Source organism: Ruegeria sp. BF7, assembly GCF_056538605.1.
Genome location: NZ_JBQFTM010000001.1, coordinates 846362 through 867604 on the forward strand (window position 1 = coordinate 846362; position 21243 = coordinate 867604).

Annotated in this window: 21 protein-coding genes; 14 read left to right on the forward strand and 7 right to left on the reverse strand. The window is 59.3% G+C overall.

The genetic code is table 11. The features are described from left to right. Positions 1 to 35: 35 nt before the first annotated feature. From ACR0IK_RS04275 to ACR0IK_RS04295, 5 genes are all read left to right on the forward strand, one after another. Complete coding sequence (locus tag ACR0IK_RS04275; protein WP_480640568.1) at positions 36 to 2453, forward strand: GcvT family protein; 2418 nt, start codon at positions 36 to 38, stop codon at positions 2451 to 2453. A 31-nt stretch (positions 2454 to 2484) separates the two neighbouring features. Then, positions 2485 to 3084: a nucleotidyltransferase family protein gene (locus ACR0IK_RS04280; RefSeq protein WP_480640569.1), complete on the forward strand. Its 600-nt coding sequence runs from the start codon at positions 2485 to 2487 to the stop codon at positions 3082 to 3084. 753 nt (positions 3085 to 3837) lie between these two features. Then, positions 3838 to 5274, forward strand: coding sequence for a Do family serine endopeptidase (locus ACR0IK_RS04285; protein ID WP_480640570.1), 1437 nt, complete (start codon positions 3838 to 3840; stop codon positions 5272 to 5274). A 182-nt stretch (positions 5275 to 5456) separates the two neighbouring features. Beyond that, positions 5457 to 6137: a response regulator transcription factor gene (locus tag ACR0IK_RS04290; RefSeq protein ID WP_480589799.1), complete on the forward strand. Its 681-nt coding sequence runs from the start codon at positions 5457 to 5459 to the stop codon at positions 6135 to 6137. Continuing rightward, positions 6130 to 7500, forward strand: coding sequence for an ATP-binding protein (locus ACR0IK_RS04295; protein ID WP_480640571.1), 1371 nt, complete (start codon positions 6130 to 6132; stop codon positions 7498 to 7500). The genes ACR0IK_RS04290 and ACR0IK_RS04295 overlap by 8 nt, the downstream gene beginning before the upstream one ends. Here the strand turns inward: ACR0IK_RS04295 and ACR0IK_RS04300 are convergent. From ACR0IK_RS04300 to ACR0IK_RS04315, 4 genes are read right to left on the reverse strand one after another with little or no spacing between them, the layout of a single operon-like run. Next, complete coding sequence (locus ACR0IK_RS04300; RefSeq protein ID WP_480589793.1) at positions 7497 to 7964, reverse strand: CYTH domain-containing protein; 468 nt, start codon at positions 7962 to 7964, stop codon at positions 7497 to 7499. The two genes, ACR0IK_RS04295 and ACR0IK_RS04300, sit on opposite strands and share 4 nt — an antisense overlap. Then, positions 7961 to 8716, reverse strand: coding sequence for a ParA family protein (locus ACR0IK_RS04305; RefSeq protein WP_480640572.1), 756 nt, complete (start codon positions 8714 to 8716; stop codon positions 7961 to 7963). The genes ACR0IK_RS04300 and ACR0IK_RS04305 overlap by 4 nt, the downstream gene beginning before the upstream one ends. A 3-nt stretch (positions 8717 to 8719) precedes the next feature. Next, entirely contained in the window at positions 8720 to 10231 is a 1512-nt protein-coding gene (locus ACR0IK_RS04310) for a CHAD domain-containing protein (protein ID WP_480640573.1), read from the reverse strand. Next, positions 10231 to 10416 (reverse strand): hypothetical protein, encoded by a 186-nt coding sequence (locus tag ACR0IK_RS04315; protein WP_480640574.1) that lies wholly within the window; start codon positions 10414 to 10416, stop codon positions 10231 to 10233. Before ACR0IK_RS04315 ends, ACR0IK_RS04310 begins: the two co-directional genes overlap by 1 nt. 119 nt (positions 10417 to 10535) lie before the next feature. Between ACR0IK_RS04315 and ACR0IK_RS04320 the strand changes: the two genes are divergently transcribed. Continuing rightward, on the forward strand, positions 10536 to 10883 hold the full coding sequence (locus ACR0IK_RS04320; protein WP_480640575.1) for a TfoX/Sxy family protein: 348 nt from the start codon (positions 10536 to 10538) through the stop codon (positions 10881 to 10883). A gap of 53 nt (positions 10884 to 10936) precedes the next feature. Here the strand turns inward: ACR0IK_RS04320 and ndk are convergent, their stop codons facing one another. Together ndk and ACR0IK_RS04330 are read right to left on the reverse strand one after the other, a co-directional pair. Beyond that, the gene (gene ndk, locus ACR0IK_RS04325; protein WP_068334875.1) at positions 10937 to 11359 is read right to left on the reverse strand and encodes a nucleoside-diphosphate kinase; all 423 of its coding nucleotides are present in this window, start codon (positions 11357 to 11359) and stop codon (positions 10937 to 10939) included. A gap of 102 nt (positions 11360 to 11461) precedes the next feature. Then, positions 11462 to 12664 (reverse strand): multidrug effflux MFS transporter, encoded by a 1203-nt coding sequence (locus ACR0IK_RS04330; protein WP_480640576.1) that lies wholly within the window; start codon positions 12662 to 12664, stop codon positions 11462 to 11464. Positions 12665 to 12907: 243 nt separating this feature from the next. Between ACR0IK_RS04330 and ACR0IK_RS04335 the strand changes: the two genes are divergently transcribed. From ACR0IK_RS04335 to ACR0IK_RS04370, 8 genes are all read left to right on the forward strand, one after another. Next, complete coding sequence (locus ACR0IK_RS04335) at positions 12908 to 13183, forward strand: hypothetical protein (protein WP_480589779.1); 276 nt, start codon at positions 12908 to 12910, stop codon at positions 13181 to 13183. Positions 13184 to 13242: 59 nt separating this feature from the next. Beyond that, a complete protein-coding gene (locus ACR0IK_RS04340) occupies positions 13243 to 15096 on the forward strand; it encodes an ABC-F family ATP-binding cassette domain-containing protein (RefSeq protein ID WP_480640577.1) in 1854 nt (617 codons plus the stop codon). Next, positions 15093 to 15716, forward strand: coding sequence for a MarC family protein (locus tag ACR0IK_RS04345; RefSeq protein ID WP_058281008.1), 624 nt, complete (start codon positions 15093 to 15095; stop codon positions 15714 to 15716). Before ACR0IK_RS04340 ends, ACR0IK_RS04345 begins: the two co-directional genes overlap by 4 nt. 41 nt (positions 15717 to 15757) lie before the next feature. Beyond that, positions 15758 to 16339, forward strand: coding sequence for a retropepsin-like aspartic protease family protein (locus tag ACR0IK_RS04350; protein ID WP_480589774.1), 582 nt, complete (start codon positions 15758 to 15760; stop codon positions 16337 to 16339). Between the two features lie 59 nt (positions 16340 to 16398). After that, positions 16399 to 17019, forward strand: a complete 621-nt coding sequence (locus tag ACR0IK_RS04355) for an ImuA family protein (RefSeq protein ID WP_480589771.1) — start codon at positions 16399 to 16401, stop codon at positions 17017 to 17019. Between the two features lie 64 nt (positions 17020 to 17083). Continuing rightward, positions 17084 to 18298, forward strand: coding sequence for an MFS transporter (locus ACR0IK_RS04360; protein WP_480589768.1), 1215 nt, complete (start codon positions 17084 to 17086; stop codon positions 18296 to 18298). Further along, a complete protein-coding gene (locus tag ACR0IK_RS04365) occupies positions 18295 to 18891 on the forward strand; it encodes a YceI family protein (RefSeq protein WP_480589766.1) in 597 nt (198 codons plus the stop codon). Before ACR0IK_RS04360 ends, ACR0IK_RS04365 begins: the two co-directional genes overlap by 4 nt. A gap of 70 nt (positions 18892 to 18961) precedes the next feature. Continuing rightward, positions 18962 to 20182, forward strand: coding sequence for an MFS transporter (locus ACR0IK_RS04370; RefSeq protein WP_480589764.1), 1221 nt, complete (start codon positions 18962 to 18964; stop codon positions 20180 to 20182). Between the two features lie 11 nt (positions 20183 to 20193). Here the strand turns inward: ACR0IK_RS04370 and ACR0IK_RS04375 are convergent, their stop codons facing one another. Beyond that, the gene (locus ACR0IK_RS04375; RefSeq protein WP_480589762.1) at positions 20194 to 21129 is read right to left on the reverse strand and encodes a hypothetical protein; all 936 of its coding nucleotides are present in this window, start codon (positions 21127 to 21129) and stop codon (positions 20194 to 20196) included. Positions 21130 to 21243 lie beyond the last annotated feature (114 nt).

A 21243-nucleotide genomic window follows, 5' to 3' on the forward strand; every position in this document is an offset into this window, starting at 1 on the left:
GCAGTCTTTGACCAAAATGAACGGGAGGCCGACACATGAAGACCACAACTCAGGTAGCAGTCATCGGGGGCGGCGTTGTCGGGTGTTCGGTGCTCTATCACCTGACCAAGCTGGGCTGGTCGGATGTCATGCTGCTGGAGCGGTCGGAACTGACCAGCGGTTCAACGTGGCATGCGGCCGGTGGGTTCCATACCCTGAACGGCGACACCAACATGGCCGCGCTGCAGGGTTATACGATCCGCCTGTATAAAGAACTGGAAGAGATCACTGGCATGTCCTGCGGGTTGCATCATGTCGGTGGCGTGACGCTGGCCGACAATCAGGACCGGTTCGACATGCTACTGGCGGAACGCGCCAAGCACCGGTTCATGGGGTTGGAAACCGAGATCGTCGGCCCGGAGGAGATCAAGAACATCGCCCCGATCACCAACACCGACGGCATCATCGGCGCGCTTTACGATCCGCTGGACGGTCACCTTGATCCCTCGGGCACCACCCATGCTTATGCCAAGGCGGCCCGGATGGGCGGCGCGACCATCCAAACCCATTGCATGGTGCGCGAAACAACCCAGCGCCCCGATGGCACCTGGGACGTGGTCACCGACAAGGGCACCGTTCACGCCGAACATGTGGTCAACGCAGGCGGCCTCTGGGCGCGAGAGGTGGGTGCGATGGCGGGCGTCTATTTCCCGCTGCACCCGATGGAGCATCAATATCTGGTCACGGACTCGATCCCCCAGATCGAGGCAATCATTGACGCCGGGGGCGAGCACCCGCATGTGATGGACCCTGCCGGGGAAAGCTATCTGCGGCAGGAAGGGCGCGGCCTGTGCATCGGGTTTTACGAACAGCCCTGCAAACCCTGGGCCGTGGACGGAACCCCGTGGGAGTTCGGGCATGAACTGCTGCCCGACGACTACGACAAGATCACCGACAGTATCGAATTCGCATACAAACGCTTTCCCGTTCTGGCCGAGGCTGGCGTGAAATCGGTGATCCACGGGCCGTTCACCTTTGCTCCCGACGGAAACCCTCTGGTCGGGCCGGTGCCGGGGATGCGCAACTATTGGTCGGCCTGCGGTGTGATGGCCGGGTTCAGTCAGGGTGGCGGTGTTGGCCTGACACTGGCGCAATGGATGATCGAGGGTGAACCCGAACGCGACGTCTTTGCCATGGATGTGTCCCGGTTCGGCGACTGGATAAGCCCGGGCTACACCCGACCGAAGGTGATCGAGAACTATCAGAAACGATTCAGCGTCGCCTACCCCAACGAGGAGCTACCTGCCGCGCGTCCCAACCGCACAACTCCAATGTACGACATTTTCAGCGATCTGGGCGCGGTCTGGGGTCAGCAATATGGGCTTGAGGTGCCGAACTACTTCGCGCAATACGGCGAACCCGGATACGAGACACCCTCATTCCGCCGTTCGGACGCTTTTGACGCAACGGGTCGAGAGGTGCGCGGCGTCCGCAACGGCGTTGGTATCAACGAGGTCCACAATTTCGGCAAGTACCGTATCACCGGCCCCGCAGCCCGCGCCTGGCTGGATCGGCTCATGGCCGGGCGCATCCCGCAGCCCGGGCGAGTGTCTCTGACACCTATGCTATCCCCCAAGGGGAGGCTGATCGGAGATTTCACCGTCTCCTGCCTGAGTGAGACCGAGTTCCGACTGACCGCTTCATACGGTGCACAAGCCTTTCACATGCGCTGGTTCCTGCAACATCAGCAAGATGGTGTGACCATCGAGAACGTCAGTGACCGCCTGAACGGATTTCAGATCGCCGGACCAAAGGCTTCTGACGTGCTGGCCGCATCTACCCGCGACGATACCTCGGACCTGCGGTTCCTTGACGTGCGGCGTATGACGGTTGGCATGACCGACTGCATCGTGCAACGCGTCAGCTATACCGGCGATCTGGGATATGAGATTTACTGCGATCCTATGGCGCAAAGGCAGCTCTGGTGGACGCTGTGGCAAGCCGGACAGCCGCACGGCATGGTGCCCTTTGGCATGCGCGCGATGATGAGCCTGCGTCTGGACAAATTCTTTGGCTCGTGGATGCGGGAATTCTCGCCCGATTACTTCGCCTCCGAAACGGGGCTGGATCGGTTTATTGCGTTTTCTAAAACCGCCGATTTCATCGGCCGGGTCGCTGCCGAACAGGAACGGACCCAACCAACAGCACGCAAACTGGTGGCTTTCGTGGTCGAAGCGGACGACGCCGATGTAAACGCGTGTGAGCCGATCTGGCTGGACGGCAAAGTCGTGGGATTCTGCACATCGGGCGGGTATTCGCACTATGCCGAAAAGTCAATTGCGCTCGGGTTCCTGCCTGCAGATCGGGCAACGGACGGTTTGGAGGTTGAAATCGAAATCCTTGGCCAATTGCGTAAAGCCAAGGTGATCTCTGAACCTCTGTTCGATGCGGACGGGGCGCGTATGCGGGGATGACACCGCACGGATACGGCGGCATGGTGGCGGCATGACGGATATACCCATCCTCTTGCTGGCCGCCGGGCAATCCAGCCGCATGGGCGGCAAGGACAAGCTGTTGCAAATCGTGGATGGCCAACCTTTGCTGCGTCGCTCGGCACAGATCGCTCGACGCGCGGCCCCAGTGATCGTTGCACTGCCCCAGGCCCCGCATCCACGGCATGACGTGCTGGACGGGCTGGACCTGCACAGGATCGGTATCGCGGATGCCCGCGAAGGCATGAATGCCAGTCTGCGCGGAGCCCTCGCGCATGTATCAGCCAATGCGCGCGCTGCGATGGTTTTGCTGGCGGACTTGCCCGACATCACAACCGAGGATCTGGCGGCCGTTCTCGGTTCGGTTCAGTCCCACCCGAATAAACTGATCTGGCGTGGCGCGACAACTGGCGGCAAACCGGGACACCCGGTCGTGTTCGATTGCAGCCTGTTTGATCATCTCAACCGTCTGACGGGCGACGAAGGCGCGCAGTCCGTCATCCGCGCCAATGCCGACAAAGTGCATCTGCACACCCTACCCGGTCAAAACGCCCTGCTGGATCTGGACACTCCAGAAGATTGGGCAGAGTGGCGCGCAAAACGCAGCACCTGAAAGTAACACGGCCCGGTCGATATCGACCGGGCCGGTACCCAAAACAGGACTACCACTTTTCATCAATCCCGGAAACGCGGCCAACAATGCCTAATGACATCCTGGCTATTCCGCCGCCGAACCTAAACAAGACCCCCTCGTTAACATGCCGCTCAGCGTTTCCAGTGACTGTGACAAGCCTGAGGCACCCCCTAGTGCCACTGGCTCCCCCTCGCTTGGGCTCTTTCATCGTCACCGATCCGATGCGATCAAACAACGTAAAATTGGAGAGAACAGTTAATTTTGCACCCTTCAGGATGGTTTTTGCGCAACATTTCCCAGACAAAAATCAACTTAAAGATGATTATATGATTTGATTGACGTCACATCATATCTGATTAAGTGCAAACCTATTGGGAAATAATACGCATTTGCTATAAATTGTTTTCGAAAATCCGGTTCAAGTTTGAACTTTGCCACAACCCAGAGGGGAGGGTCAAATATCGAAAAAAATCTGCCGCTGCTTTGTTAACAAAAATGATTCAATTCAACTCTTTTCGCACCCAAGCGCCCAAACCGGCAACAATCCACCGATTCGTGCTCGTTGATTCGCACAAATCCTCCGATTTCTGCCTTTGATCTGGCGGCATAGAACCGTCCGTTTGTGGCAAAATTAAGATTTCTTAACATTTCGCTCAGGAAACACACAGACTGAGCGCGCATCTCCTGTTCCAACGCGCGGTCGCAACCGCGTGATGTAAACAGGAGAAAAAAATGAGCATCCGCAAATCCTCTCTTCTTTTGCCCGGGACAGCCAGTTGGATTGGCGCCAGCGCGCTGAGCGCCGCATTGCTGACAACCACCGCCCTGCCCTCGATGGCCGATGAAGCGCTTGCCGATCTGGTCGAAAACGTTTCGCCGTCGGTTGTCACTATCATCGCGGAACAAGGCGCAACGCCCGTTCCGGCGCAGGGGCAAGAGTTTGACTTTGACCAGCACCCATTTGGGGAATTCTTCAAACGCTTTGGCGCACCCGACGGCTTCAACGCCCCGCAGCGCGGGCCGGCGCAGGGGCTAGGGTCTGGATTTGTCCTGGATGAGGCTGGGTACATCGTCACCAATCACCATGTCGTCGACAATGCCGAATCCGTAACGGTACGCATGGCCGATGACCGTTCCTATGAAGCCGAAGTCATCGGCACTGACCCGCTGACCGATATCGCCGTTCTGAAGATCGACGCGGACGGGGCGCTGCAAGCCGTGCAACTGGGCGATAGCGACGTCATCCGTGTGGGAGAGGACGTTGTGGCCATCGGCAACCCGTTCGGGTTGCATTCGACGGTCACGACCGGGATCGTGTCGGCCAAAGGTCGCAATATCTCGGCTGGGCCTTACGCGGAATTCATTCAGACCGACGCGGCCATCAACAAGGGCAACTCGGGCGGTCCACTGTTCAATATGGAAGGCGAAGTGGTTGGCGTGAACTCGGCCATCTACTCCCCCACCGGTGGGTCCGTGGGCCTGGGCTTTGCAGTGACTTCGAACATCGTGGAACACATCGCCGCCGACCTGCGCGATGACGGTCAGGTCAGCCGCGGTTGGCTGGGTGTATCGATCCAGAATGTCAGCCCCGAGATCGCCGCAGCCATGGGCATCGATGCCTCGCACGGCGCACTTGTCGCAGACGTTGTTGATGGCAGCCCGGCGGATGGTGTGCTGGAACAGGGGGATGTCATCCTGACCTTCAATGACGAGGCCGTCGGTTCCAGTAGCGATCTGCCGATCCTTGTCGGCACCACCAAGGTGGGCACTGACAGCGTTCTGACCGTTCTGCGCGATGGCACCGAACAGCAGATCGAGCTGACCATCGGTCAGCATCAAAGCGCCTCGGCCGAGTTCGACAAGTCGGTGGACGAATCTGTCTCGGGCACCGCATTGGGCGTCACCGTGGCCCCGCTGACCGACACGAACCGTGCCGAGATGGGTGTGAGCGAAAATGTCGACGGCGTGATCGTCACCGACCTCAAGCCCGACAGCCCAGCGGCTAAGGCTGGTCTGCAGCGCGGCGATGTGATCGTGAAGCTGGGAGGTCAGGAAACTGCAACTCCGGACGCGCTGAAAGCCGCGCTGGACAGCGAAAAGACCGATCCCGCGCTTGTGCTGATCAATCGCGGCGGAAACCAGATCTTCGTGGCGGTGGAAATCGCCTGATCTGACACCAGCGCGCGCCACGTGATGGGGAAATCTGGCGGGCGCCTCCCTGGCGGGTTTGAATTGTCCGCAAACCGCCGGGACTGCCGGGTGCGCATCTCCGCACCCGGCAGATTACTTAGCAAAACCATGTGCTTTGCCCGAGATTTGTGCTTAACTCCCGAAAGAAAGGAACTCGCATCATGAGCCGCCGCCTGCTGATCGTCGAGGATGACGAAGACACCCGGGAGTTCATCGCCAAGGGATTTGGCGAGGAAGGTTATGTTGTCGAGGCAGCCGAAGACGGCCGCGAGGGTCTGTACCATGCCACCGACGGCGGATTTGACGCTGTGGTTCTGGACCGAATGCTGCCGGGGCTGGACGGGCTGTCCCTGATCAAATCGATGCGCGCGGCGGGTGTGAATACACCAGTTCTGATGCTGACCGCGATGAGCGCGGTGGACGAACGCGTCAAAGGGTTGCGTGCCGGGGCCGATGACTATCTGGTCAAACCGTTTTCGTTTCAAGAGTTGCACGCCCGGATCGAGGCCCTGTTGCGCCGCCCGCAAGAAGCTGAGGAAAGCCCCACCCTAACCTGCCGCGACCTCGAGATGGATTTGTTAACCCGCAAGGTCACCCGCAACGGGCGCGAGATCACGCTGACACCGCGCGAGTTTCAGATCCTCGAATTCTTCCTGCGCAGAAAGAACCGCGTTGTGTCACGCACCATGCTGCTGGAAGGTGTTTGGGATTACCATTTCGACCCGAATACCAACGTGGTCGACGTCCATATCTCTAAGCTACGCCGACAGCTGGACGAAGGCGGTGAGGCGCCGATGATCGAAACGGTCCGGGGCGCGGGTTACATGATGTCTGATGGATAACCTTAGGCTTTCCTTCAACAATTCACGCACACGACTCGTCCTCGCCAGCATGGTTCTCAGTACCTTGCTGACGGCCACTGTACTGGCATTGGTCTATGTCACCGCCAACCGCAGTATCGAGGTCGAGACCCGCTCGGTCGTGTCGGCAGAACTGACCGGTTTGGCGGACGAATATGAACGCCGCGGTCTGATCGGGCTGCTGACCGCGATCGAGCGGCGCATTCCTACCGCCTCGGAACGGGATGCTTTGTATCTGCTGACTGATCGGTTCGGTTCCAAACTGGCGGGCAACCTCAAACAATGGCCCGAAGGAATCACTGCGGGCAGCGGCTGGGTCGATCTTGAACTCCGCCGCGCTGACAATGACCAACTGGTGCCCATCTCGGCCGCCTCGATCCGCCTGCCCGGCGGCGAACGCCTGCTGGTCGGGCGCGACGCTTTGGCCCGGCAGCAATTTGATCGGGTACTGCTGCGGTCGGTTGGCATTGCACTGGCGATTGCGCTGGCGCTGAGCGTGCTGACCGGCTGGCTGTTCACCCGCCTGGTCTTTTCCCGCTTGTCCGATATCGCCAGCACCGCCGAGAACATCGTCTCGGGTGATCTGTCCCGCCGAATGCCACTACGTGGGACCGGTGATGAGTTCGATCAGGTGGCCGGTACGCTCAACACCATGCTGGACCGGATCGAGGAACTGGTCAGCAACCTGCGCACCACGTCGAATTCCATCGCACATGATCTGCGCTCGCCCCTGTCACGGCTGAAACAACGGGTTGAGGCGCTGTCAGACCCGGGCAAAACGGATCAGGAGCGTGAGATAGATGTTGCGCGTGCCAGCACCGAAATCGACCATGTGTTACACGTGCTAGGGCAATTGACCGAAATCTCACGCGCCGAGGCCGGTGTTGGCCGGGAACAGTTCGAACCGGTGGACCTGCAGCAATTGGTGGCGGATGTGGCCGAGTTATACGACCCTGTCGCCGACGATCAGAGTATCCGGCTAGAGGTCACGGGCAGCGCGGGTTCCATTCCCGGGCACCGCCCCCTTTTGTCCCAGGCCCTGTCGAACCTGCTGGAAAACGCGCTGCGTTATGCCCCGCAGAACACGACGGTCACGATCAACCTGTCCGAAGACGGCCCCTATACCAGCCTCAGCGTCCGCGACCGGGGGCCCGGCGTACCCCAAGAATACCTGCCACGTCTGCAAATGCCATTTGTCACGCTCGACCCGGCCCGGACCGAGCGTAATGCCGGGTTGGGGCTGGCCCTGGTTGCCGCAATATCCCGAATGCATGGAGGCGCATTCGAGGCGCATAATTGCGATCCGGGACTTGAGGTGGTGATCAAGCTGGCTCGCAATCGTTAGGCAGGAACCCCTTTAGTAGCCATCGTCTTGTTTTTATAACGTTTATCCGCCGTCACGTCGGCGCCGAACCATTCGGGTGGAGTATAGGCTTCGGCCTCGGCTTGGGTCTGAAACTCAACTTCGACCAAACGCAACGGCGCCAGATCACCCAGAAACACGTCCAGTTCAAACACCCGACCATCTGGCAATTGCCCTGTGTGGCGCTCCTTTTCCACCCGGCGCCCGTCTGTCTCGGGCCAAAAGGTATCAAATTGCTCGGCCGAGATTTCAGCCTCACGCTCGACCCGCACCAAAGCGCCACCGCCTTTCAGCGTCAGAAAGTACCTATCGTTTTTCTGACGCAGACGGAGTTCAGTGGAGTCGTCAGGGGCCGTCAGATAGCCCTGACGCACAACGGCCTTTTCCGCGCCACTCAAGTCAGGCAGGTCCGCGACCAGAAACTTGCGTTCAATCTCGGTACTCATTTGGTTGAAATCACTCCGTTTTCCAGTTCACCAAACAGCGCTTGATAAGCAGCACTTGCGGCGCTGCGCCGGGCATAGATGCTGACCGGGGCGCGGTTCTGACCCATACGCTCGATATCCGCGGCAAAGGGAATCTCGGATTGCAGGAACCGCTTTTTGTACGCCTTGCGCATCTTCTCCATTGTTTCCAGATGCAGGGTTTTGCGCCGCTGCACCATTGAGAAAAACGCCTTGAGCTTTTTCTTGGGTAACTTGTGATCGTTGAAGAAACTCACCAATTGCTCGAGCGTTCGTTCAGATAGTGTCGTCGGGATGACGGGCACAAGAATCTGGTCGGCGGCCTTGAAGATGTTCTCGGACAGGGTCGAGAAGTTCGGCGGGCAATCCAGAATGATCACGTCATAATCACTGCCCGCGGTGGCCAAGGCCTTTTTCAGCCGCGACCGCTTGTTCCGCATGCGCGAGAGGAACACATCGAAATCGCGAAACGTCAGGTTGGCGGGCAATACGTCCAGCCCATCAAAATCACTGGCCCTAATCGACTTGGTGAACCGTTCAACATCTTCGAAGAACCGTGCGTCCGTCAGCTTTTTCGACGGCTTCACCCGGAAATAGAACCCCGATGCCCCCTGAGGATCGAGATCGCATAGCAGCACGGTGTACCCCGCTTGCGCATAGGCATAGGCCAGGTTCACCGAGGTCGCGGTTTTTCCCACTCCGCCCTTGTTGCTGTAGCAGGCAATGATCTTCACTCCTCAATCCTCCTTGTGGTGAAACAGAGTTCGGAACAGTTTCTGGATGTCCGGGCTGTCGAAATGCTGGAAATTTGCGATCACACGGTCGCGTTCTGCCTTTTGGCGTTGGTCGAGAACGGCGATCAACCCACCGACGGACATGGCGAGCTGGGCGTTTACCCGACCTTGCGCGTTGCTTTGGGTCGCCACGAATTCCAGCAGCGCCTCTTGCTGGACCGAGTAGTCGTTGAACAGGCCAAGGTTATCCTGCAGCTTTTTCAATGGCTTGATAAGCGTTTTAAAATCACTTTTGTCGAACAGAGGACCAAAGAACTCCATCAGGTAGCGCAGTTTCTTGCAGTCGATCCGCAGGTCATGCACGACCTTATCCGGCGTTTCCGGGGTGATGCCGCGGGCCAGCTTGCACACCTTGCGATACCGTTTCCAGATCAGCGCACAGGCATAGCCATAAGCCCCACGATCTGCATTTGGACCGGGTTCCAACCCTTTCACATCAGCAAGCAACGCCGCCAATTCATCCATCTTTTTGCTGTATGCCGCGCTGCGAAAGCGCTGCGACAGCGCGGTCAGAGCGCGGGTCCGCTCCTTCGCGAACTGCGCGAACATGGCCTCGGCGCCTTGATGAAGGTTGGGCGGTATCAGATTGAAGTAAATTTCTTTTTCCAGAAGATAGACATCCAGATCCCGCACTCGCCCGGTCGGGGCCATCAGATCCGAGAATTCGCGTTTCAGCGCGTCGGCCTGTTCCGGTGAGAACACGCCTTTGAACAGGCTCAACACTGACCGGACCCTGCGCAGCGAGACGCGGTAGTCGTGCAGGAACTCGGTGTCGATATCGGCGATCACACCCGCCTCGTTCTGGCGCGCGACGGCCAGATAGGTCCGAATGATATCCGCTGCCACTTCGATGGAAGGCTCCTGCGTGCCTAATGGGACATCGGGCTTGGCGTCATAGGGGGTGGAGTCGGGAAACAAGTTTGAGAACACCGTGTCAAATCCAGATACCGCCATAGTCTTCAACGCCGCGCACACAGCGTGAAAGGCGCGGTCATAGCCGCGCATCGGCTGTACGTTCAGAATGGTCGCCCGCCCCTTATCCGTGGACAACGTCACGACGCTGCCCCGGACCTGCGTCTTTTGCAGGTCATCCAGCACCGCAAAACTGCCGGATTCGATCAGGCCCGAGCCTATGCTCATCAACGCGCGCAGTTTGGGGAACCCCTTCACCGCCGCTTTTACAGGGCCGTCCGGCAGGTCTTGAACGAACTTCTCCTTACCGCTGCAGGCCTGAGCCAGAACATCGCCGTCGGCTTGAAGCAATTGTAATGCGCCGTCGACCTCGATCAGCAACCGCCCTTCTGCCCGCAGCGATTGATCATGACAGTCCAAAAGGTCGAACGGGCGTGCGGCTGCAGGTGTTTCGAATTCGGGCGACAGACCTTTGAGCGCGTCGGAAAACCCCGCCAGATCGAATTTGCCCGGAACGATGAAAAACCCGCTTTTCTGCCCCATCACGAACGACCCTTTTTCGACGTATCAAGATAGTCATTCACCAGTGTCTCGATGATCTTCTGAACGCTGGTCCCCTCTTCGATTGCCCGGATCTTGAGGGCTTTCAAAGTCTTGCCATCCAACCTCAGCGAGGTGTTCTTTTTGCTTTTGTCGGATTTTCCCCCGGGTTCCTTGTTCTTCGACATGGGCAACCTTATGACAGCATGACGTCATGAAATCGCACGCCATCCCATCTGGCAAGTCCGATGTTGCTCTAACCCGGCGTCAGGTCGACATCACTGCACCACAGGGCTAGAAGTTGGGCATGTCCGATCCCGTCTCTTCGATCCGCAACCTTGGCCCCGCTTTCGAACAGGCGTGTGCCCGTGCCGGAATCCACTCGGCGCAGCAACTGCGTGAGTTGGGCCCCGATGAGGCATATGCCCGCTTGGTGCGCGCCGGAACCCGGCCGCATTTCATCGGCTATTATGTTCTGGTGATGGGGTTGCAAGGACGCCCATGGAACGATTGCAAGGGTGAGGAGAAAAAAGCCCTGCGTCAGAGGTTTGATGCGATCAAGACCAGTGTCAGGGCCACACCCGAAACCAAGATGATTTCGGATCTGGATGCGGTCGGCGTGCGGGTGTCAGTGGACGACCTCAAGCCGGTATGAAAAAGGCCGCACCCGTTGCCGGGAGCGGCCTGAAATTCAGATCTTACAGCAGATTAGCCGACCAGTTCGATGCCCGAGAAGAAGTAGGCGATCTCAACAGCTGCGGTTTCCGGAGCATCCGAGCCGTGGACCGAGTTTTCGCCAACCGATTCAGCGAACTCGGCGCGGATGGTGCCGGGGGCTGCGTCTGCGGGGTTGGTTGCGCCCATGACTTCGCGGTTCTTTGCAATGGCGCCTTCGCCTTCCAGAACCTGAACAACAACCGGAGCCGACGACATGAATTCGCACAGTTCGTCATAGAACGGACGCTCAGCGTGTACTTCGTAGAATTTGCCGGCTTGTTCTTTGGTCATGTGGATGCGCTTTTGCGCAACGATGCGCAGGCCCGCTTCTTCGAACTTGGCGTTGATTTTGCCAGTCAGGTTGCGGCGGGTTGCATCGGGTTTGATGATCGAGAATGTGCGTTCCAGTGCCATGTCGGCCTCTCCTTAACATAAGGCGCGGGATCGCGCCGAAATCCATCGCGCGCCGCCTAGCATGGTCTGTCTCATATGAAAAGCACTATGATGCGCTACGGCTCAGATCGTTTCGGGCAGTGGGTCATGGCGGTCAACCCAACGCACATACAGCACCGCCAACAGCCCGGCGAAACTGCACGCCCACATCATGCCCAGAACCAGGAACGGACCGTTTTCGGGGCTAACCCAAATACCGGTGAGCGAGGTCAGAACGGCCCCCAGTGCCACGATCATTGCGCCGGACAGGCCAGCGGCACTGCCCGCCAGTTTGGGGCGGACGGACATCGCCCCGGCGGATGCATTGGCATTGGTCAGACCATTGCCAAAGCCGACGAAGATTGCCGAACCGAAAAACACCCAGACCGAACCCAGATCGGCAAGGAACAGAAACAGACCACCCAGCGGTCCCGTCGAGGCAATAATGCGCCCGATCAGAATCATGGTGGTTAGCCGGGTACGCACCGCGATCCGTCCAGTGATAAAGTTCCCCACCATAAACCCTCCGGTGATAATCCCGATGCCAAGCCCCAGCATCGCCGGGCTGAGATCAAACCAAGCTGCTGCCACCAAGGGCGCTCCGGTGATGAAGCTATAGAACCCGCCGATCGAAAAGGCCGCGCACAGGGCATATCCCCAGAACCGGCGCGCGCGGAACAGGTGCGGGTATTCCCTCAGTTGCGCGGCGAAGGTCGAGGACCGGTTGTCGTTCGTCTCGCCCATATCGACCCAAAGCAATAGCAGCATTCCTGCCCCCAGCACGGAATACAGAACAAAGCCAGCGCGCCATCCAAACACACTGTCGAGCGCACCGCCCAGCATCGGCCCCAGCATCGGGGCCAGCGCCATCGCCATGGCCACATAGCCCAGTTTGCTGGCGGCCTCGTTTGGCGAGTACATGTCGCGGATGGCGGCGCTGGACAGAACAGGCCCGGCTACCACGGCGGCCTGCATCAGGCGGAAACTCAGAAAAACCCAGATCGCGTCGGCCAGCACGCAGCCGACCGACGCGGCGACGAAGACCACCATACAGGTCAGCAGAACAGGTCTGCGGCCAAACCGGTCGGACAACGGTCCCATGATCAGTTGCAGCACGGCAGACACCGCCAGGTATCCCGCCACGGACAAGTTCACCAGCGCGTAATCGACCTGAAAGTCTTCCCCCATCCGCGCCAGCGACGGCAGGAACATGTTAAGCGACAGTACTGACAACGCAGTCGCAAAAACCAGTGTTACCAGAGATGGAGGTGATTGTGCCGCGCGCATGAAGAAATCCGGCTAGAAATGCAAATCACGGCAGAGCTATCACAAGGTCCGCGTCGTGCCCATGCCAATCACTTGGCGCAAAGCCTGTAGGTGTGGGCGTCTCGGACAAGGTTAAACGCGCAATGCGCCAAAGGGATAGCGCGTAAGAATGACGCGGTTGAAAGAAATCGATTTTATTGCCTGACTTTTTCTGTCAGTTATTTTGCTGTGCGGACAGAAAGTGTTAACAAAAAGGCCACTCTGATGACACCGAAAATTGCGGCTATCGCCTGCATCCTTGCCTCAACCGCCGTAGCCGATCCGGCGCCCGTGCCGATGAACTACGAACTATTCGAAACAGCGGTTGCTCACACCGATCTGGAAACCTGCCCGTTAAACCTGTCTCAGTCGGGTGTGTTTTGCCGTGCCACGTTGCACCACGACGAAGTTCACGTCTTTGCATTCAGCGAAGAAGGTGACCAGGCTTTGGTTGGTTTTGCCTCGTACCCCTTTGAAGACGTGGCCGCAGAACTAAACTGACAGGCCATCGGCGATTCACCCCATTGACAAGCGTCAGGCCGTGCCGCAGTGCTCGGCCTATGCTACGGATCGAATACATCACCTTTGCGGTCGAGGGCCGCCCCCTGTTTGACGGTGCCAGCGCCACCATTCCCGACGGCCACAAGGTTGGTCTGGTGGGGCGGAACGGCACCGGCAAGACCACTCTGTTCCGCCTGATCCGGGGCGAGTTGGCGCTGGAATCGGGCAATATCGTTTTACCGAAACGGGCGCGGATCGGGGGCGTGGCACAAGAGGCACCCTCGTCCAACGTGTCGCTGATCAACACGGTGCTGGCGGCTGATACCGAACGCAGCTCTTTGATGGCCGAGGCCGACAGCGCCGAAGATCCCGCGCGGATTGCAGAGATTCAGACCCGTTTGGCGGATATCGACGCTTGGTCGGCTGAAGCCCGCGCGGCCTCGATTCTCAAAGGGTTGGGGTTTGATGATGAGGACCAGTTGCGCCCCTGCTCCGATTTCTCAGGCGGTTGGCGGATGCGTGTCGCGCTGGCTGCGGTACTGTTCTCTCAGCCCGACCTGCTGTTGCTGGACGAGCCGACCAACTATCTGGACCTCGAAGGTGCGCTATGGCTGGAGAGTTATCTGGCCAAGTACCCGCATACGGTCATCATCATCTCTCACGACCGTGGACTGCTGAACCGTGCGGTAGGGTCGATCCTGCATCTGGAAGACCGCAAGCTGACCTACTACGCGGTGCCTTATGACAAGTTCGCCGAGCGTCGCGCCGAACGTCTGGCCCAGGCAGAATCGGAAAACGCCAAGGCCAAGGCCCGCATAGCCCATCTGCAGAGCTTTGTTGACCGTTTTCGTTACAAGGCATCCAAGGCGGTGCAGGCCCAGTCGCGACTGAAAATGATCGAACGCATCCAACTGGTTTCGACCCCGCAAGAGGCCGCCCTACGCGCGTTTTCTTTCCCCGAACCCGAGGAGCTTTCGCCGCCGATCATCCAGATCGAGGGCGGAGTGACCGGCTATGGTGAGACTGAAGTTCTGCGCCGACTGAACCTGCGCATCGACCAGGACGACCGCATCGCGCTGCTGGGGAAAAACGGTCAGGGCAAGTCAACGCTTTCCAAGCTGCTGTCCGACCGCCTGCCCCTCATGGCGGGCAAGATGACCCGCAGCAACAGGCTGCGTATCGGATATTTTGCACAGCATCAGGTCGATGAGTTGCATGTGGACGAAACACCACTGGACCATCTACGTCGGCTGCGCCCGGATGAGGCTCCGGGCAAATGGCGGTCGCGCCTTGCTGGGTTCGGGTTGAATGCTGATCAGGCGGAAACTCTGGTCGGGCGGTTGTCCGGGGGCCAGAAGGCGCGGCTGTCGCTGCTGATCGCGACCATCGATGCGCCACATATGCTGATCCTCGACGAACCGACCAACCATCTGGACATTGAAAGCCGCGAAGCGCTGGTCGAGGCGTTGACCGCCTATTCCGGCGCGGTGGTCCTGGTCAGCCACGACATGCACCTGCTGTCGCTGGTAGCAGATCGACTGTGGCTGGTCTCGGACGGCACGGTCAAACCCTTCGACGGTGACCTCGAAGCCTATCGCGCCATGCTGCTGGCCCGCGACAAACCGGTCAAAGAAAACCCTCGGGTGGAGAAACCTAAACGCGCTTCGCGCGAGACTGTTTTAGCCCTGCGCGCCGACCTGCGTAAGTGCGAGGACCGGATCGAAAAGCTATCGGACATGCACGAAAAACTCTCGGCCAAGCTGGCAGACCCTGCCCTGTACGAAGACGACAAGATCAACGATCTGGAAACCTGGAACCGTAAGTTCGCCGAGGTAGTCGAAGCGATGCAAAAGGCGGAGTCGCTTTGGGTCGCCGCCGCCGAACGCCTTGAAAACGCCGAGAATGCCGCATGATGGATCTGGCCTTTTTCATTACTGCATTTACCACCTTGTTCGTAGTGATCGACCCCTTTGGCACCACCCCGATTTTCGTGGCGCTGACGCAGGGTATGGATTCGCGCGCGCGGCGCAAGGTGGCGTTGCGCACCTGTGCCGTGGCTTCGGGAATCCTGATCGCTTTTGCGGCCTTTGGCGAGGCAGTGTTGGGCTTTGTCGGCATCTCGATGGAGGCATTCAAAGTCGCCGGTGGAGCGCTGCTGTTTCTGACCGCTCTCGACATGCTGTTCGAACGCCGCACCAAACGCCGCGAAGACCGTGTCGAAGAGGAAGAAGAACACCCCGACCCATCTGTGTTCCCTCTGGCCATTCCGCTTGTCGCCGGCCCGGGATCGATTGCGACCATCATTCTTCTGGCCGGTCAACATCCGGGCATTCTGGGCATCTTTGAAGCTATTCTGGTGATGCTTGCAGTGATGGCCGTGGTTCTGACGTTCTTCCTGTCCGGTGGCCTGATTGCACGTATTCTGGGCAAAACCGGCCTGAACGTGTTGACCCGGTTGCTGGGCATGCTACTGGCGGCGCTGTCGGTTCAGTTCATATTGGATGGCCTGAAGGCCTTTGGTTTTGCGTCTTAAATCCCCATATACCTAAGAGTGAATTCAGTTAGGGTAACGGTATGGATGGCGACAGCATTGGGCGTTTGGTGTATCTGGTCGTGCTTGGCGCGGCGGTGGTGTTTTGGTTTGTCTCGCAGAACCGCCAGTCGCTGAACAAAACCATGCAGCAGGCTATGGCTTGGGTGTTCATCTTCGTCGGTGCAATCGCCGTTGTCGGCTTGTGGGAGGACATCCGCTCGACCGTTGCCCCTGCCCCGCAGATGACCGTCACCGGCGAAACCATCGAAGTTCCGCGTGCCTATGACGGACATTATTATCTGCCTGTTGTCGTGAACGGAGAGCCAATCAACTTCCTTGTCGATACCGGTGCAAGCCAGATTGTGTTCAGCGAAAAGGACGCCCGGCGTATCGGCGTTGACCCCGACCAGCTGAATTACCTTGGTCGCGCTTCGACTGCGAACGGAGAGGTGCGCACCGCGCCCATCCGGCTGGACAGTCTTGAACTTGGCCCGATCACCGATCATGGCGTTGCGGCCTGGGTCAATGAAGGCGATTTGCGTCAGTCTCTGCTTGGCATGGACTACCTACATCGGTTCTCGAACATCCAATTCACGGATGGCCGCATGATTCTGTCCCGGTAACGGGTTCATGGCAGCATTCCCAGATTGAGAACAAAATGAGAACATGCTAGGCTGGCGGCATGTCTACAAATCTTCTTGGCCGCAAGCCCGCGCGTGAAGCGCCGGGGCTGGCCCTACACTCGCAGATCACCCTGCAACTGGGCCGCGTGCACGAGGCCTGCGGCCCCGCCCGGCGCAGCTTTGCCATGTGGTTAGCGGGCCAAGCACAAGGGCCGGTGCTGTGGATTTCCCCCGCGTGGGAGCCCGGCCAACTAAACCCCGATGGGATGATGCCCTTTGCCGATCCTGCCCGGTTTATCTTCGTCCGTCCCACCCGTGCCGAGGATCTGCTGTGGTGCATGGAAGAGGCGCTGCGCAGCGGAGCGATCCCGCTCATCATCGGCGACCTGCCCGGCGCGCCGGGGCTGACGCCGGTGCGGCGAATGCATCTGGCCGCCGAACAGGGTGGCGCGATGGGGCGGGCTCCACTGGGCCTGCTACTGACACCCGGCGATGGCGGCGCGCAAGGGGTCGAGACTCGCTGGCACATGGCGGCGAACCATCAGGGAGAGGCCCGCCGCTGGACCCTGACCCGCCGCCGCGCCCGCGCCCTGCCCCCGGTTAGCTGGCAGGCCACCCAGACCAAACCGCGCGCCGGGCTGAACCTGACCCGGATCGAAACGCAAGATGTATTGGGGTGACACCTCACCGGGATCACAAAACATGTGACTGGCCAAAGCCCGACCCCGGCCCTAGCGTTTCCGTATGAGCCATCCGATCCATGACAGCCGCTACTCCTGGCTTCGCCTTCTGATCACGCTCGCCATAGCAATGGTGGCAAATGTGGGCATGTGGGCGGTGATCGTGGTGATGCCCGCCGTCGAGGCGCAGTTCGGGGCCGGACGGGCCGAGGCTTCTTTGCCCTACGTTCTGGCCATGATCGGCTTTGCGTTGGGGAACATGTGGCTGGGCCAAATGGTCGACCGGCTGGGCGTGACCAAGGCGCTGATCGGAGCCGCAATTCTAAGCGCAATAAGCTACCTGCTGGCGACATGGGCACCGAACATCCTGCTGCTGTCGGTGGCGCATCTGCTGCTGGGGCTGGGCACGTCCATTGGGTTCGGGCCGCTGATCGCCGATATCTCGCACTGGTTCATGCGGCGGCGCGGGATCGCCGTCGCGCTGGTGGCCAGCGGGAATTACCTGTCCGGGGCGATCTGGCCCACCCTCCTGTCGGGCATTCTGGCCCGCGACGGCTGGCAGCAAGTCTATCTGACGCTGGCAGTCATAACTTTGGCGGTCGTCATCCCCCTGTCCCTTCTTCTACGCCGTCAGGTCCCGGTCGAGGCGCACAGCACCGCCGCCGCCAACGCGCAGATCAAAGCCCGCAGCGTTGGAATATCGCCACGCGCCCTGCAATACATTCTGGGTCTGGCGGGGATCGGATGCTGCGTGGCCATGTCGATGCCGCAGGTTCACATCGTCTCGTACTGCGTCGGTCTGGGATACGGTCCGGCCGTCGGGGCCGAGATGCTGTCGCTGATGCTGTTGGGCGGCGTGGTCAGCCGCGTGATCTCGGGACTGGTGGCCGACAAGTTGGGCGGGGTGATGACCCTGCTGATCGGCTCGGTTCTGCAATGCATCGCCCTGTTCCTGTTCCTGCCTTATGACGGGATGGTCTCGCTTTACGTCATCAGCCTGCTGTTCGGGCTGGCGCAGGGCGGTATCGTGCCCAGCTATGCACTGGTGGTCCGCGAGTATATGCCTCCGCAAGAGGCTGGCGCCCGCGTCGGGTTCGTCATGATGATGACGATCATGGGCATGGCTTTGGGTGGCTGGATGTCCGGTTGGATTTACGACGTGACCGGCAATTACCAACTGGCCTTCATCAACGGCATTTTGTGGAACGGCTTGAACATTGCCATCCTGCTGGTGCTGCTGAACCGTTCACGCCCGCGCAGGCAGGAGGCCTTGGCATGACCCACCTGACCCGGCGCACACTTCTGGCCGGGTTGGCCATTCTGCCTCTGACCCGCCCGGCCCATGCGGACCTCAGCACCTACGTGCTGGTGCCCAAGGGCACATCCGTGGACTTTACCTTTGACCTGTCGGGCCTTGCCCAATCCGGCACCATGCCGATCCACTCGGCCGATATCCGGATCGACCTGAGCAACCTGACCAACAGTCGCGTCAGTGTCACCCTGAACGCCGCCGAAGCCCGCACCAAACTGCCATTCGCCAGGAACGCGATGCTGGGTGCAAGCGTATTGGACGTCGCACGGTTCCCGACCATTCACTTCGTATCGACCCGGGTACAGCTGGGTGACGGCGGGCGGATCTCCCGCGGGGCGAAAATCACCGGCAACCTGACCCTACGAGGCGTCACGAAACCGATCGCCTTGCAAGCCGACCTCTTTCGCCCGCCAGGCAGCACCTCTGACAATCTCGACATGCTGTCCATCCGCCTGACCGGCGCGCTGAACCGCCACGATTTCGGCGCGTCCGGATACCCCGATCTGGTGCAGGACACCGTCGGGCTGAACATCCGGGCCGAAATCAAAAAGGCAGGATAGCCAAAAAACGACGCCTGCGCGTCGATAAGGCGCGCGCATTACTGGCGTATTGGGTAAAGGTGAGCCCATCATGCGCACGATCATTTCCTTTGCCGCCCTTTTTCTTTCTGTCATTCTGCTGCAGCTCTCCACCGGCGGCGTCGGACCACTGGACGCCATCTCGGGCATTACACTGGATTTCACGACCGAGCAGATCGGTCTGTTGGGATCATCGCATTTCCTTGGCTTTTTTATTGGCTGCTGGTGGGCTCCACGGCTTATGGGGAACGTCGGCCACTCGCGGGCCTTTGCCGTCTGTACAGCCTTGGGGGCGATGGGGCTGATCGGGCATACTCTGACTGACAACCCTTATTTATGGGCCCTATTGCGGATCGCCTCGGGCACCTGCGTAGCAGGCAGCTACACTGTGATTGAGGCCTGGCTGAACGCCAAAGTCACCAACGAAACCCGTGGGCGCGCCATGGGGACGTATCGGTTCGTCGACATGGGGGCGTCGCTGGGTGCGCAGTTGATCATTGCCGTGCTGCCGCCCGCCTCGTACGTGTCCTATAATCTGTTGGCGATCCTGTGTTGCGCTTCGCTATTGCCGCTGACATTGACCCGCGCCAGCCAGCCGATCACACCTGACGCCCCCCGCCTGAGACCGAAACTGGCCTGGCGCAGTTCCCCCCTGGCGGTGGCGGGAGTGATCGTGGCGGCGCTTAGTTCGGCCTCGTTCCGTATGGTCGGCCCCGTTTACGGGCAAGAGGTAGGGCTGGTCGTGGATCAGATTGCGTTTTTCCTCGCCTCATTTGTTTTGGGAGGGGCTCTGGCCCAATACCCGTTGGGATGGCTTGCCGATAAATATGACCGGCGCTGGGTGCTGATCTGGCTATCCGGTGCTGCCGTGCTCAGTTGTGGTGTTACGATGGCCGCAAGCGGCACCGGTACGCTGGGTGTTATGCTGGCCGCTGGAATCTTTGGCCTAACGACCTTTCCGATCTTCTCGGTTTCCTCTGCACACGCAAATGACTTTGCTACCACGGAGGAACGGGTGGAACTGTCAGCCGCGCTGATGTTCTGGTACGCGCTGGGGGCAATTGCCTCACCTTACATCTCATCCACGCTGATCCAGCAATTTGGTCCCGGTGCCCTGTTCGCCTTTGTGGCCACCGGACACTTGGTTCTGATCGTATTCGGCGTGGCGCGGATGCGCTCTCGTCCGACACCGGAAGAGCGAACCAACTATGTCTATGCCCCGCGCACCTCGTTCACCATCGGGCGTTTGCTGAAACGGTCGCGCGAGGAATAGAGCCCCGAACGCTACTCCGGCGGCGGCACGGACGGGATCATTTCATCGAGAAGCGAGCCTGCTTCATAGCCCAGTAGATCAACCTCCATGCGCCCCGGATCCCCGAATGCCCAAGCGCCCACAAGACGTTGCATCTTCTCATAGCCGACGTAATCGGCCATCGCCTTGTTGCCATGCGCATTTTCGGCAAACATAACCTGACCCGTCAGAACTTTCTGCGGCATCACGCGCTCCAGATAGAGTTCGACAACATTGATCCCCGTTACATTGGACCCGCCGTGATGAACCACATACATTTTATCCCAGTCTTCTTTGCTGATTGCCGCACGCGCCTCAGTCACGGCCTTGTGCAACGAGGCAAGCTCAGCTCGCGCCGCCTCGCGCATGTTGGCCGCCCAGATGGGACGCATGTCGTTGATCACTCTTGAGACGTCTTGTCGTGTAAGGGTTCCGCGCTGGACCGCCATATTCGTAAAGCTACGCGCGGCCTCAAGCATCTGACGTTGCCGGGCAATCTCCTCTTTTGGCAGGTCGAGCTTCTCTATCCACGGCGTCAGCGTATCGATTTCCTGCGCGATGGCCGCAAAATCCTTTTTCCATCTTGCGCCATCGGCATATTCCGTGGGCCACGGGGTCACAGCACCGATAATCCCCAGAAGAACGTGTGATGTAGATTTGAAAATCAGGTAGTTTGGCGCGTCCCTGGGAAACGACACCTGCCCATGCTCGGACAGGACCGTAACATCCCGTGCGATCACCATGACCGGGCGTGTCTGCGACGTCAGCGTATCCTGACCACGGCGGAAAATCGACAGCATCGCCTTGTCAAAGCTGTCAATCGCATCCATGGCTTCGCCTTGGTCTGCCTGAACGCTCGGCGCCAGGAAATTGATCAGACAGAGAATTGCGGTCACCTGTATCAGGCGATGAACCAAGAATAGTTTCATTTTATCCCCCGTGAACGAATTGCGCGCCCATTATACATGGTCAGGGGCCATCACGCGAAAGCCACGCGCACATGCGCATACACTTCTTTTCAGGCGCTTATCGGTGAAACCGGG